We start from the raw sequence: 14,539 nt of genomic DNA, 5'->3' as shown, positions 1-14,539 counted from the left end.
ACCCTCGACCCCGACCTTGGCAAGGTCGTGCTCTACCAACTGAGCTATTCCCGCGAGGTGACCCAATTATAGATTAATCATCGTAGTCTGTCAAGGGTGTTTGCAAAGAAAAAATCAAAATTGCGTTCTTTTTTCCGCGAAGTTCGAAGGAACCCGCCTTGCTGCACAAAAATCCGTGGGGCAGCGGCAGGGGGAACTTGCCGAAAAGCTCCTCGGAGATCAGGAATTCCTGGCCCAGCTTGGAGCAGAGGCTCTGGATTCGGGCGGTGGTGTTCAGCACGTCGCCGTGGTAGGCCATTTCGCTACCGAAGTTGCCCACCTCCGTGGAAATCACCTTGCCGCAATGCACCGCGGCCTTGAAGTCGGGGGCCACGCCATACTTGCGCAGGAACTTGCGGCGGGTGTGGAACAAGGCTTCCTTGAAGTCGAAGAACAAGTCCAGCGGGCGGGCCTTCTTCTGGCAGTCGTTGGTCTTCCAGGTGATGAACACGCCGTCGCCTGCAAACTGGTAGATTTCGCCGTGGTTTTCTTCGCAGCAGTTGGAAAGCAGGCGGTAGTAGTCCTTGATGAAGCAGCTGTACTTGTAGTTGCCCAGCTCTTCGCAAATGCTGGTGGAGGAACGCAGGTCGATGAACATGAACACCAGGTCCTCTTCAACAGGTTCCTGGGTCTTGCCCATGAGGGTGTTCCAGAAAACGCGGCGCCCGAACTTCTTGTGCACGGAACGGATAAAGGTGATGATATAGCCGGTGATGAAGAACGCCGCCAGCTGCACCTGGAAGCCGGTAGTCTTTACGATGTCGAAGACACTCTGGAAACCTTCCTCGTTCATGATGCCTTCGCCCTCCTTGACGCGGAGCAGCAAAATGCAGAGGATCAGGTTCGCGCTGATGGCGCACAGAAAGTAGATGGAGCGCACGAACATGGCGGTCCATACGGAGCGGCCGTCCATTTCGTCCTTCAGGATCACGATGTCGTAGATGCCGTGGGAGAATCCCATGAACAGGGAGAACTGCAGCATGAACAACAGGGAGAACAGGTCCACGTGGCCGGTCATGCTATAGCTCTGCAGGGCGGCGAGGCCCACGGAGGCAATCATCCAGCTGGCGACATAGTAGCAGATGCCTCTAAACTTTCGTTCTGTTTGTCTTGAGATAGCCATATTAGTGGATAAACAGGGGCAGGGCCCAGATCATGGCTATGAGAATGATGTCCTTGTAGGAATCATCCAGAAGCAGGGTGGAGGCGAAAAAGAAGATAATGGTGGACAGCGTCAAAAAGATCAGAAGCGGCAGCTTCTTCTTCAGCTTTTTCTTCCAGGTGATCTTTTCTTCGTTTTCCATGGTCATTATATAATAATTTAAATTTAGTTCAAAATCTACAACTTTTTGATTTTGTGTGTAAAAAATGCTAGGCATCTATCTGCATATTCCCTTCTGCGCCAAGGTCTGCGATTACTGCGACTTTAGGGTGCTGCCGGCCCACCAGAGGCTGTTCCAGGAGTATGCGGATTTGCTCTGCGACGAAATCAGGGCCTTCGACCGCCGGCATCCGGGGCTGTTGGCCACCGCCGAGACCCTCTATCTAGGAGGCGGCACCCCCTCCATACTCCCGCCGGCCTGTGTTACGCAACTCTTTGATTGTCTTAGAGATACGGGAGTGCGAATCGGCGAACTTCGCGAAATTTCCATGGAATTCAACCCAGAATCCGTAAGCGAGGAAACGGTCTACAACGCCATGGCCTGCGGGGTGAACCGCATTAGCCTGGGGCTCCAGACTTTCGACCCGGATTTGCTGAAAACCATCGGCCGCGCCCATACGGTGGAGAAGGGCCTCTCGGCTCTGGAACTCCTCACGAAAATCAGTGCCGAAGGCGGACTTCAGGTTTCCGGCGACTTGATGTTCGATCTGCCCACCCAGACGGTGGCGCAGTTCCATGCCGATGTGGAACGCCTTTCGGATTACCCCCTGAACCATATCAGTTTCTACGGTCTTACGGTGAACCCCCGCACGGTCCTTGGCCAGAAAGTTTCCAAGGGCCTGCTCAAGGTGGACGAGGACCTCTACGAGGAAATGTACACAGGCGGCGTGTCGATCCTGGAAGGCAAAGGGTTCCGCCGTTACGAGGTGTCGAACTTCGCGAAGCCTGGGTTCGAAAGTGCCCACAACCGCAATTACTGGGACCGCGGGGAATATGCGGGTTTCGGCCCCGGAGCCCATAGTTTCCTAGGGTCCAGGCGGTTCTACGCCCCAGAAATCTACCCCCGTTGGCGCGATTACGTAAAGGCTGGCGCCGACCCTCTGGACCTTACCGTAGACGCCCTCACCGCCGACGACATACTTTCGGAATACATCTGGCTTTCCATGCGCCAGGCCCGGGGCCTGGACCTTTGCGGCCTCCAATCCCTCGGTTATCGCCTGATGCAGAACGGCTACTCCAAGTGGCTCGCCAAAGGCTACCTCCTCCGCGAACAGCGCGCCGTTCCTGGCGACGTTCCTAGCGCCATTCCTGGCGACGCCACCTGCAAACCCCGCGATTTCCTGCGCCTCGCCGGCCGCGGCTGGATTTTCATGGACGACATCGTCACCGACCTGATGAATTCCTGTTCCAACTTGGAATAAGCAAACCCTCCAAAACCGCGAGATTTAAGTCACAGATTAATGTGGCGCTCTCCCGAATGTTTAAAAAAACATTACATTTATAGATGATATGGAGGCTAAAGATGTGTGTGCGTAATTCCCATATGGTTTCTCTGCTTTTGCTCGCGTTGCTTTTCCTGGCAACGGGTGTTTTGGCAGATGCTCCCGTTGTGAATTGCAAGCCGTACAAGGCTGGTGAAACCGATAGCCGCTGCCTGTACTACCGCATCGACAATAGCCGTGTGGCCGTGCTCTGGACTGTTGAACTGGGCAAGGATCCCCGCGACAAGAAGAACGCCGTTCCCGGTGCCGAATTCGGAATTTACGCACCCCAGGCAGGCTCCAAGGGCCTTATCACCAAGTCCGTGGCCGACAACTCCGAAATCGTGAATGGCGCTATGGTCAAGTCCAGTGCCGATTCCGGCCTCGTCAGGGTGATGGTCAATGGCAAGTATCCTATTGAAAACGTCCACATCGGTGTGATCACTTCCACCGACCCTGTGGTGAGCAACGTGTACAACTTCTACGCCCCGGAACTCAAGTATTTCATCAAGGGTGAGGAAGTCACCGACAAGTCCAAGTTTACTCCGGAAGTGGGCGACACCGTCAAGGTGGATGTGAAGCTCTTCATTCCTGAATGGGTGGGCCACGCCAACAGCTCCAAGGGTCCCCTGGGCGGAAGCATCGATTCCATTTCCAAGCCTTTCTATTTCACCACCCCGGGTGATTCCAAGACTCTCAAGTTCCTGAAGACTTCCGGCGATCCGTTGCTGGCTGACGCTTCTCATCCGGACCACCTGCGCGTGGACTTCGTGGATGGCGAAGCTTCCTTCCTGATTGTGGCCACCAAGGCTTTCGATGGCGACGACCATTTCTCCCTGGGCAGCTTCGACAATTCCTTCGACGACGACAAGGAATTCATCGTCGATGAAAAGTTCCCGGGTACGCTTGAATTTACCGACCGCGACCTGCCCTCCATGAGCGATGCCGCAATTTTCGACCACGATGGCGACGGCGTTGGCGACAGCATCCGCATCTGGATGAAGGGCGACATGAACTCCGTTTCCGCCGACACCTTCTACTACAGCTGGCCCACCGACGGTAAGGAAAAGAGCTACAACGGCCGCGTCCCCGACAACAAGGGCAAGCCTGAATTTGTCCTACCCGATGTAAAAACTTCGTTACAAGATCCTGAGGATGCAGAAGGTTATGTGAAGGCTGTGGTTTGCACCTCCCTGGGCGGTAAGCGCTGCACCACCCTCAAGAGCGACCTCAAGGACAGTATCGGTGCCGTGATCCAGTCCGCCACCATCCTCAAGGGCAAGCCCGGCGCAGAAAAGGACACCTTGTCCGTTCGCTTCAACAAGATTGTAGACGCATCCTGGACCGAAGGTCAGGGCTTGCTCCATCAGTCTCCCTCTGGTGAGCTGGCCGCTATCGAAGTGGAAGCCATCAAGAAGAACAAGAACGAATGGACCTTTATCGTTGATGCTGGCGTCATCGAAGAAGGCGACTCCATCAAGATCAACACCAAGTGCGATTCCAAGAAGTGCCCCGACGGCGTGCTGACTGCCGACGACGGAGTGCCCACTGCCGCCAACAACCAGAAGGTTCCTGTAAGCAACTACGGCAGAGCCTACGCCAACGACAACAACGGTTTCCACGATGTGAACGGCGACGGTCGCATGGACAGTGTTTCCCTCGGTTTCGAATCTCCCGTGACTCGCGAGAAGTTGCAGAACATGGAAATCACTTTCTTCTGGCTGGACCAGAAGGGCAAGGTCCTGGCCATCAAGCCTGATCCCGATGACCTGGTCATTTCCGACGACAGCCTCTCTGTGGGCTACGCCATTAACTTCAAGAAGTACGATGTCAAGGAAATGCTGACTGAAATCAACCCCAGTTACCAGAAGTCTCCGGAATATGGTTACGTTGAGATTGTAAATAAAGTAACGCTCCTTGGCGAAGAGAGAACTGAAGTCGATACTCTCGGCATGAACGACTACATGCCGCCGGTTATCAGCAAGACTTTCCTCAGCCCGGAATCCTTCCAGTACATGGAATCCGACAAGTTCACCATTACCTTCACCGAATCTGTGGACTACAAGGCTTTCGACCTGAACGAAGACTGCCTTACCTTCCTGGTTGATGGCGAATGGGTGAACTATCCTTTCGAAGGCGCTGAATGGAGCGAAGGTGGCCGCAAACTTACGGTCCACATGGAAACTGGCGTGAAGCTCACCGAACGCATGAATCCAGCAGACTCCGTGCGCTACGACAATGTGACTTCCGGCATCTGCGACAAGTTCGGCAACTACGCCAAGGAAAACCTGGCTCAGCATGCCGTGATGGTTGTGGGTGACCCCCGCGTGATTACCGAAACCGCTTCCTTCGCCGACTTGAACAAGGCCGAGGAACTTAGCGGCCGCGCCAAGGCCTTTACCAGCGATACTCTTACGGGCAAGTTCAACCCGAAGGATATGACTTCGCTGGGCGTGCTCCTGGATGTGGGTTTCGCCACCATCATGAAGGACTCCTCCGGAGCTTCCGTTCCTGACATGAGCAAGATCGGCTTGACTTATGAACTTGACGTTTATACGAACCTTGGCGGCTACGTAGGTGGCGCCTCGGAAACGATTATGTGCGACGATGAATACTTCTTTGACGGCAACTGCCTTGAAAATCCGGAAAAGATCTACGTCCGTTGGAATATGCGTGCCGACAATGGCCGCAAGGTTGGCGTAGGTGTTTACCTGGCAAAGTTCAAGGTCAAGGTGTTCGGCGCACAAAAGGATTTTAAGATTGAAAGAATCTACAGATGGGGCATTACAGCGTCCAAGCGCTAGCTTGTCGTAGAGACTTTCAGAGGGTAGTAAGATGAAAACGATAACTAAAATTGTTTCTATCTCCACATTGCTTATGGCTGCAATGCACGCCATGGCTGCATCCGAAGAATACGGTGAACCGTCCAATCCGGCAAACGGTATTTGGATTCAGCAGGTCGGCGAAATCGAGCCTCAGGACCCTTCCAGGGCTACCTTGTACTATACCAAGTACGAATACGACAAGGAAGGCGACCGTGTGAAGAGCATCAGTTATAACTATAACGGTGCTGGTTACCTGCTGATGAAGCCGGGTGACCGTAAGACTCTTTGCTATCAGAACAGCGACAGAAAGCCCATGGGTAACATGGGCGGCATCGAAGGTGCCGACGGTATCGTTCACCATCCGGATGGCAAGCACTTGCTGATTGCCGGCCAGGGCGAACGTATCCACATGGTGCGTAAGGTTACCGAAGAAGGTCAGAAGTGCCTTGTGAAGACTTCCTACCCCAAGGTTCAGCTGGGCGGTTTCTGGCACTTGATGATGGACTGGGCTCCGGAACAGAAGTGGCTCTGGGCTGCCGGTATTCCGGGTAAGCTCTTCCGCTTCTCCACCGACATGGGTGTGGACAGCAAGGGTGTGGCCAACAATAAGGACGGCTTTGCTAGTACCGGTTATCAGGTGAAGGTTAAGCCGGACCCCAATCGACGTGGCGACGACTCCCTTGTGGCAACCCTTATCTGGGACGACTATGGCAGGGCCTACTTTACCCGCTCCGACTACTATGGTGGCGGTTGTGAAGGCAGTGGCTGTGACGCAGCTACTAGAAAAAGAAAGCGTGCCAATTCCTATTTCGGTACTTTCAAGGATACCGTGACCCGAGTTGTTACTGCAAAAAACAGGGACACCCTTGGCGGCTCCATTGGTGAAACAGTTATTACGAGTTTGACCAAGGTAGTGTTGATCGACTCTCTTGAAGGCGCCCATGGCGGTACCTTCGATAAGTACTCCGGAACGATTTTCGTATTCGGTGGCTCCAAGATTGTGCAGATCGCCCCCTATGACGTTAACAAGAAGTTCAACCCGAAGGTGGTGGCTTCCATCGACCTCCGTGAATACTTCTTTAACGACGATGGTTTCAATGGCCAGAACAAGACCAGCGGTGTGGGCGGTTGGCGCCTTGACCAGGGTACTACCGATGGCCTTGGACATTTGTTCGTTGCAAGTAATACCGGCCACATGATTTTTGTGGACTTCGCCGGTAACGAAGAAAAGCGTATCGATAACAACGTGCTCGTGCACGTGCAGTGGATTGATGCCTACCTTGACGACTTGGCACCTCTCGTAGGTGTGGGTGTGGACCGCACCGGCGGTACCGTGGGTAAGGACGAAGAAGTTTCTTCCAGCAGCCGAGCAGGAAGCAGCTCCTCCCTGGTTGAATTCGAAAAGTCTTCCAGCAGCTCCGCTCCCAAGAGCAGCTCCAGCAGCAACAAGACTTCCAGCTCCAGCGGCAAGCCGGGTAGCTCCGACTCCAACAGCAGTTCCTCCGGCGAAAATCCGGGCAGCTCCGGTTCCAACAGCAGCTCCTCCGGCGAAAATCCGGGTAGCTCCGGCTCCAACAGCAGCTCCTCCGGCGAAAATCCGGGCAGCTCCGGTTCCAACAGCAGCTCCTCCGGTGAAAACCCGGGTAGCTCCGGCTCCAATGGCAGCAGCTCCTCTGGCGAAAATCCGGGTAGCTCTGGCTCCGACGATGACAGCAGTAGCTCCAAGGGCGACGACGGTGACGGCGATGACGAAGGCCCGTCTTCCAGCTCCAAGGGTAACGATGGCGACGGCGACGATGAAGGTGCTTCCTCCAGCTCCCAGAACCTCTACTACGGTGCCGACGATGAAGATTACGACGATGACGACGGCTATGACGCCTATCCGTCTGCAGACGCCTTCGAAAAGGGTGATACCATTGTTGGCGATGCAACCATTCTCGTTCCTACCGATCCCAGCAACCCGGATCCTAACGTAATTGTCATTGGTGGCAACTCCTACCTGCCCAGCACCGATCCTGCTGACATGTTGGACTTCCACTACAATTCTGGTTTCGACCATGCAACCGTGGGCGATATCGTGGCTATCACCTTGGATCCTGATAAGGTCAATGAATACTTTGGCCCCATCGACTCCTTGAAACTGGTGGGTACCAGCAATGTTGAAATTGTTGACCCGACCGACGGTTCCAAGCACGAAACCACCTTTATCAAGAATACCGACGGTAGCGTCACCATCCTCGTGACTGCCGACGAAGCTGTGCAGGGCGGTTCCGTCAAGATCTACGGTAACAACAATGTGGTCATTATCGACAACATCAACTTCGTGGATCCGACTCCTAACCTCCGCGTGGGTTACATCAAGGATTCCGATGGTGACAATACCTTGGATTACGCAGAAGTCCTTCTCGAAGAGGCTCTGGATTCCAATGCCATCGTGGAACAGGTTCGCCTGGTGGTGAACGGCGATACGCTGGTCTGCAACAAGGACAGCATGTCTGTGAACAAGTCCAGGGATCGAATCCTTGTTCATGTTGGCGATCTGGACAAGTTGCCTCTCGCAGGTGAATTCCCGAAGGACGCTACGGTTCTGGTGACTTACAAGTATGTGAGAGGAACTAAGGAAGATGGCTCTCCCAAGACCATGACCTATGTCCGTGAAGCAGCTCTCCTTGAAGCTGGTAGCTATATCATCAAGAAGGCTTACGCCATCCGCGACACCAACGGTCTCGACTCCCTGTTCCTGCAGTTCAACCCCAATGTGGACCTTGTTCCTGCAGACCTCTCCGAGCCTGAAATGCTGGTGCTGTTCAAGGAAACTGTTTGCCGTGGCAAGGATTCCTATGACTCCGCCGCAAGCCTTTGCGCCCTGAAGCTTGACCAGGTCAAGAAGGTCTATATGCCCACCAAGGACATCGTGATACTCGTGGCCAAGGACTACAAGCTGGAAGGCAGCCTGAAGGATAGTATCTGGAAGGATAGCGTTTCCCTGTTCGAAAACAAGACCTTCAGAAACCTCCAGTACGTGACTTCCGACGAATACCTCCGCGAAGTGCCGGTGGATGTGGTTGACCGTTTCCCGTCTATCCTGAATGTGGAATACTGGGACTCCGATGACGATGGCAAGCTTGACAAGATCGTTGCCGTGTTCGACGGTAGCCTTACTGCCGAAGATATCGACAATACCTTGTACCTCACTTTGCCGTGGTACAGCAACAACGGTAAGCTGACTTACCTGCAGGCATACCCCTATAGCCTGGATGTGGATCCCAAGAATCCGAATCGCGTTATCTGGGATATTCCGGCATCTACCCTCAGCAAGCTGCCCACTGGTGTGACCAGCATTAGCGACGACTTGCCGCAGGCTACCGCACATACCTACTACTCCATCTTTGGCGAAACCTTCATCAGCGAAGCTAACGCAAAGCAGGTGGACAAGATGGCTCCTGTTGTCTCTGGTGCAACCTTGAGCTATGGCAAGAAGAACGACACCCTGGTGGTCAACTTCTCCGAACCCATTAACTGGAAGAAGCTGAAGGGCGACGACTTCTTCGCCTTCATCCACGGCAAGGATACCATTGACTTGGAACCTGTGGGAATGGATTGGATTAACGATGGCTTCTCCGTAAAGCTGGTGCTTGACGGTTCTGAGAACACCATCCTTCCGGGTGACTCCCTCCTGATTAAGCATGGTAAGAAGGACAACATCAAGGATACTTGTGGCAACGTTGCCGGTGAAAGAACTCAGCCTGTGGTTATCGGCGGTCTGCTGGATCACTTGGTTGAATCCACCAACATGGGTTCCTACGATGCCAACGATGTTATTGAAGACGCTGACACCAGTTACGCTCTCAAGACTGTAAGCTCCGTGAACCTCCGCTACATGCCCAGTTCTACCACCAAGGAAGACATGGAAAAGCAGGGCGCCTTGGGTCACCTGGTTCAGTTGGGCCAGCGCTTCGTGCCGCAGTTGCTTGACCGCGCTCAGGTCGCTGCCGATGGTTCCTACGATCCGTCTGCTCTCGACTCCTTGAAGCCGGAAGACGTGAACATTTCCTTCATCGTGAACTTCACTGATCACCTTGGCCAGTATGTGAACGATACCATCATCTCTGTCCCTTGTACCGACTTCAGATTCGGCGACTCCAAGAAGGGTTGCTTGGATACTGATAGAAAGGTCTTCGTGAACTGGAACTTCAAGGATTCTAAGGGTCGCTTCGTCGGTAACGGCGTTTACAATGTTCAGTTCAAGATGATCGTCCGCTACAAGAAGAAAAAGATCGAAGAAGAAGTGCTCGACAAGTGGGGCGTCCGCCGCAAAAAGCACAAGAGAAAATAATGCAGCATATGTCATTGCGATAAATCGCTTGACTGCGGCGCCTCGGCAATACGAACATGGATGTTCGTGCAGCACTCGGCTAGCTTGTCATTGCGATAAATCGCTTGACTGCGGCGCCTCGGCAATACGAACATGAATGTTCGTGCTGCACTCGGCTGGCTTGTCATTGCGAGTCGCGTAGCGACGAAGCAATCGAAGCGGTATTAACCTGAATTAAGAAAGTCCTCGCAATAGCGAGGACTTTTCTTTATTAGCAATTTCTTTTTAATTCTTCGTACAAATCATTCCTTCGTAATAGCCAAGTTTGTTGACTTCATATTTCTTGGTGAAGCCTTCGTGTAGTCCTGACTTGTGCTCAAATACTCTTTTGACGAGATTGTTCGTAACACCTGTGTATAGACATCCTTGTCTTTTGTTGAATAGGATATATGTGTAGTATGTTTTCGTGATTTCATTCATGGATGAAAAAATACATTGAGCGAAACGTCAAGAAATGACAATCTAAAAAAAGAAGACTCCCTGGGGAGTCTTCTATTGAAATTTAGCAAATCGCAGCGTGTCAGGCACGTAGTGCATGACATGCGGGAAAATTACTTGTTAATTGCGGCGAGGAAGGCGTCCTTCTTTTCCTTCAGGTATTCGGTCTTGTTGACCTTACGGATACGGCGGAGGGCCTGGTCGCGGAGCTGACGTACGCGTTCGTGGGAGATGTTCATGGATTCGCCCACTTCGCGGAGAGTCTGGGGAGCTTCCTGGTTGATGCCGAAGATGCCGGTGATAACGCGGGCTTCTCTTTCGGGCAGCTGTTCCATAAGTTCACGAGCCAAAGCTTCGACGCTCTGGATTTCGGATTCTGCTTCCGGGTTGGAAGCGCCGCCATCGGGGAGGACTTCGGCGTAGGTTGCCTTGGAGTCTGCCTTAAGCGGGCTGTCGAAGGAAACGCCGCGCTGACCGATCTGGATCAATTCACGGATTTCTTCGTTAATTTCCTTACCGCGGGACTGTTCGTGCAAAGCCTTACGCACGCGAAGGTGCTGGTTTGCAGGAAGACGAATCAGGTTACCCTGTTCGTTGATTGCGCGGGTAATATAAGCCTTGATCCACCAAACGCCGTAGGAAATGAACTTAAGACCACGGGTGTGTTCAAAGGATTCGATAGCACGTACGAGACCCATTGCGCCTTCGCTAACCAGGTCCGGCAGGGGAATGGGGCAGCCGCGGTACTGGATTGCCACCTTCAGCACGAAACGCATGTTGGCGGAAATCAGCTTCTTACGGGCGATTTTGTCGCCTTCCTTGGCTTTCTGGAATAGAATTTGTTCTTCTTCACGGGAGAGAGGTGCAGTACGACGAATGTCTTCTAGGTATCTCTTAAGAGTAGTATCAGTAGAATCAATATGCATTTTAGAACCTTACTCCTTTAATATCGCTTTTTTTAAAGCAAGTTGCGTGCCAATAGTGTAAAATTTTGCATTGTTTTGCGTTTAAAGTGCTGGTTGGCCGATTTTTTGTGATTTACGATACCTATTTTGTCATAAAACAATGAATAACTACACTTTGTTGTCATAAAATATAAAATAGTCATTTAATTGTGACAATTCTTTGATGACTTTTGGTCACTGTTTTTGAACAGCTGTAATCATTTGGTGCTTAAATATGTGTTCCTCTTTTTTCGTATATTTTTGCCGTTATGTCAATAAAAGAGCCCGATCAATCCGTTTGGAACAAGTTTTGGCAGAAAAAGAACGATATGGACAAGGTTTATCCTTCGTCTCCGTCGGTTTTGGAAGCTATCAAGAAAAATTTCAAGCTTGAAGGCATGAAAATTCTCGAAGTGGGTGCTGGTACCGGCCGCGACAGCGCCGAACTTGCCCGCCTTGGTGCTGATGTCTACGTCCTGGATTTTGCTGATAATAGTCTGAAGATTGTGAATTCCCTCCGTGAAAAGGAAAACCTGCAGGAAAACCTCCACCTGGTTCGTGGTGATGCTTTCAAGGCTCCTTTCCCGGACTGTACTTTCGACCTGGTTTTCCATCAGGGCCTTGCAGAACACTTCAAGGATTCCCTGCCCCTTATCAAGGAAAACTACCGCATCCTTAAGCATGGTGGTCATTGCCTTTGCGATGTTCCCCAGACCGTTCACCCGTACACCGTAATCAAGCATATCTTGATTGCTATGGACAAGTGGTTCGCCGGTTGGGAAAAGCAGTTCACCATGCCTCAGCTCAAGAAGCTGATGAACGATGCCGGTTTCGAAAACGTTTACGCATACGGCGACTGGATGCGCCCCAACCTTTACTATCGCATGCTTCGCGAAGTGGGTTTCAAGGTGGGTGTCGAGTTGCCGAAGTATCCCCTTCAGGGTACGGCTTATCAGAAGCTGAAGGATCGTCTCTTGGATTCCTTGGCTACACATCCGGTTATGCATTACACTCAGCTTTGCATTGGAGTCTTGGGTCGTAAGCCCTAAGTCGTAGACCTTGAAAATCCTAGTCGTAAATTATCGAGATCGTTTGCACCCTGCCGCTGGCGGTGCCGAAAAACATCTACACCGAATCTTTTCCCTGATTGCCGAAATGGGCCATCAGGTGGTTCTGTTCACTACCAGTTTCCCTGGCGCAAAGCCTCGCGAAGTGGTGGACGGTATCCAGGTTGTCCGCAAGGGCGGCGATCTGTTTTTCCAGTTAACTGTTGCTGCGAACATCCGCAAGCTAGACCGCGAATTTGATTTTGATGTAGTGGTGGAGGACCTGAACAAGCTCCCGCTGTTTACTCCCTACTTGCAGAAGAAACCTGTTCTGGTGCAGATGCATCACTTGTGGCGTGGCTCCATTTTCCACGAGGCGTTTTTCCCGGTGGCGTTCGGGGTATGGTTCTTTGAACGAATCATTCCGCTGTTCTACCGCAAGGAACCCTTCGTTGTGGTGAGCCCCAGCACCAAGCGCGAACTTTGCGAAATCGGTGTGGAGGAAGACCGCGTGGCCGTGATCTACAATGGCTCCGACGATTGCGTGGCAGAGGGTTCCGACGCTGCCGGCTCCGCAGTTGCCGAGGAAGACGAAGGTATCGACTGCCCTTACTTCCTGTGGCTGTCCCGCGTACACCGTTACAAGGGCATCTGGACTGCGCTGGAAGGTTTTGCAGAATTTGCCAAGCAGCATCAGGACGTGAAGCTGGTGGTGGCTGGCGACGGCCCGCTCCTCAAGAAGATTCCTGCATGGCTTGCAGAACGAGGCCTTACGGACCGCGTTGAACTTCTGGGCTTTGTGTCTGCCGCACGTAAGCGGGCGCTTTTGAAGAACGCCACCGCCTTGTTGCAGACGAGCTACAAGGAAGGCTGGGGACTGACTGTGGTGGAAGCCGCAAAGCTTGGTACGACCACAATCGCCTGCGATGTTCCGGGTCTTCGCGACAGCGTGCGTAACGGCGAGACAGGTTTGCTGTTCCCCGCTGGCGACAAGGATGCCTGCGCCTTTGAAATGGACCGCGTCTATTGCGACGACGACCTGCGCACCCGCCTTGAAGAAGAGGCCAAGTCCTATGCCGATGAGTTCCGCTGGGAGACTGCTGCTGAACTGACATTGAATCTTTTGCAGGACGCCCTGATTGAACATCAGGTGGAACAGGTTGCTGATGAATAAGCAACTGAAGTCGTTCCTGGTATTTTGCTTGAAGTTGGTGGTAACGATTGTTCCCGCCTACTTCGTGTACAGAAATATCGTGATGGCTCCGGACTGGAGCATCGATGACTTGTACCAGTTGTTCTCAGGCAAGAGCGTATTGCCTTTGGTCATTGCGTTGCTTTGCCTTGCGGCATCCAACTTCACGGCTTGCCTGCAGTGGAAACTGTTGCTGGAAAAGCAGGACGTTCATTTGTCCTATGGCCACTTGCTGAAACTTTACCACGTGGGCTTGTTCTTCAACAACTTCATGCCCGGCAATGTGGGTGGCGACGCCAAGAAGATTTACGACATCCGTATGCAGGGTGGTCAGGATTCCGTGGGTGCGGGATTTACCGCCACCTTCTTCGATCGTTTGTTCGGACTTTTCTTTATTACGTTGTTTGCCCTGGCCATGGGCGTACTGTTCTTTGTCCATGACGAAGCCCAGCGCGCATTCATGTGGCCTTCCATCTGGATCTTTGTGGTTTTCTGCTGCTTGTTTGCCTCCTTGTTCAGCCGCCGCCTGGGAAACTTTATCAGCACCATGATGGCGAAGTTCCTGCCGGAAAAAATTAGCGGCCGCCTGATTCACATGTTCTCCCGCTTCCAGAAGTTCCGTTCCTTGAAGTTGTGGATTTGCATTAGCTGCCTTTCTGCAGTGACGCAGGCCTTGAGAATTTTCGTACACTACTTCTGCGGTATGGCCGTAGGCGTAGACCTTTCTATATCCTGGTATTTCTACTACATTCCGCTGGTTGCAATTATCAGTGCCCTGCCCATTTCCATTGGTGGTTTCGGCCCCAGAGAATTGCTGGCTCAGTCCTTGTTCGCAAGGGCTGGCGTTGCAAGCCTGGAATCTGTAGTGATCCAGCTGTTGGCTTACTTTGTAAGCCTGGTTCTTAGTTTGTTCGGAGCATTTGTGTTCTTGCTGGATGGCCCCAAGGCTGATTCCGGCAAGGCTAATGCCGAAGCAAGCGACGCTAATGGTAAGGACGCGTAAGTCCTTCCTTTTCTAGATAGATTTAAAAAACGAG

At 52.5% G+C, this 14,539-nt stretch carries 9 protein-coding genes; 6 read left to right on the top strand and 3 right to left on the bottom strand.

Annotated elements, in window-relative coordinates:
- Positions 1-73: 73 nt before the first annotated feature.
- Entirely contained in the window at positions 74-1,162 is a 1,089-nt protein-coding gene (locus MJZ25_11320) for an adenylate/guanylate cyclase domain-containing protein (protein MCQ2124765.1), read from the bottom strand.
- Between the two features lies 1 nt (position 1,163).
- A complete protein-coding gene (locus MJZ25_11315; GenBank protein MCQ2124764.1) occupies positions 1,164-1,343 on the bottom strand; it encodes a hypothetical protein in 180 nt (59 codons plus the stop codon).
- Between the two features lie 64 nt (positions 1,344-1,407).
- Here MJZ25_11315 and hemW point away from each other — a divergent pair, with 64 nt between their 5' ends.
- The 3 genes from hemW (at position 1,408) to MJZ25_11300 (ending at position 9,843) form a co-directional block, all read left to right on the top strand.
- Positions 1,408-2,622: a radical SAM family heme chaperone HemW gene (gene hemW / locus MJZ25_11310; GenBank protein MCQ2124763.1), complete on the top strand. Its 1,215-nt coding sequence runs from the start codon at positions 1,408-1,410 to the stop codon at positions 2,620-2,622.
- A gap of 107 nt (positions 2,623-2,729) precedes the next feature.
- Positions 2,730-5,486: a hypothetical protein gene (locus MJZ25_11305; protein ID MCQ2124762.1), complete on the top strand. Its 2,757-nt coding sequence runs from the start codon at positions 2,730-2,732 to the stop codon at positions 5,484-5,486.
- A gap of 31 nt (positions 5,487-5,517) precedes the next feature.
- Positions 5,518-9,843 (top strand): hypothetical protein, encoded by a 4,326-nt coding sequence (locus tag MJZ25_11300; protein ID MCQ2124761.1) that lies wholly within the window; start codon positions 5,518-5,520, stop codon positions 9,841-9,843.
- Between the two features lie 590 nt (positions 9,844-10,433).
- On the opposite strand, the gene MJZ25_11295 is transcribed toward MJZ25_11300, so the two are convergent.
- The gene (locus tag MJZ25_11295; GenBank protein MCQ2124760.1) at positions 10,434-11,246 is read right to left on the bottom strand and encodes an RNA polymerase sigma factor RpoD/SigA; all 813 of its coding nucleotides are present in this window, start codon (positions 11,244-11,246) and stop codon (positions 10,434-10,436) included.
- Between the two features lie 287 nt (positions 11,247-11,533).
- Between MJZ25_11295 and MJZ25_11290 the strand changes: the two genes are divergently transcribed.
- The 3 genes from MJZ25_11290 to MJZ25_11280 are packed head-to-tail and all read left to right on the top strand — an operon-like array spanning position 11,534 to position 14,505.
- A complete protein-coding gene (locus MJZ25_11290; GenBank protein ID MCQ2124759.1) occupies positions 11,534-12,313 on the top strand; it encodes a class I SAM-dependent methyltransferase in 780 nt (259 codons plus the stop codon).
- Between the two features lie 10 nt (positions 12,314-12,323).
- Complete coding sequence (locus MJZ25_11285; GenBank protein MCQ2124758.1) at positions 12,324-13,484, top strand: glycosyltransferase family 4 protein; 1,161 nt, start codon at positions 12,324-12,326, stop codon at positions 13,482-13,484.
- Entirely contained in the window at positions 13,477-14,505 is a 1,029-nt protein-coding gene (locus tag MJZ25_11280) for a flippase-like domain-containing protein (protein MCQ2124757.1), read from the top strand. Before MJZ25_11285 ends, MJZ25_11280 begins: the two co-directional genes overlap by 8 nt.
- The last annotated feature ends 34 nt before the right edge of the window (positions 14,506-14,539 follow it).

Origin of the sequence: Fibrobacter sp. (assembly GCA_024399065.1) — a bacterium.
Classification (GTDB): domain Bacteria; phylum Fibrobacterota; class Fibrobacteria; order Fibrobacterales; family Fibrobacteraceae; genus Fibrobacter.
This window is presented reverse-complemented; position numbering and strand designations above follow the sequence as displayed.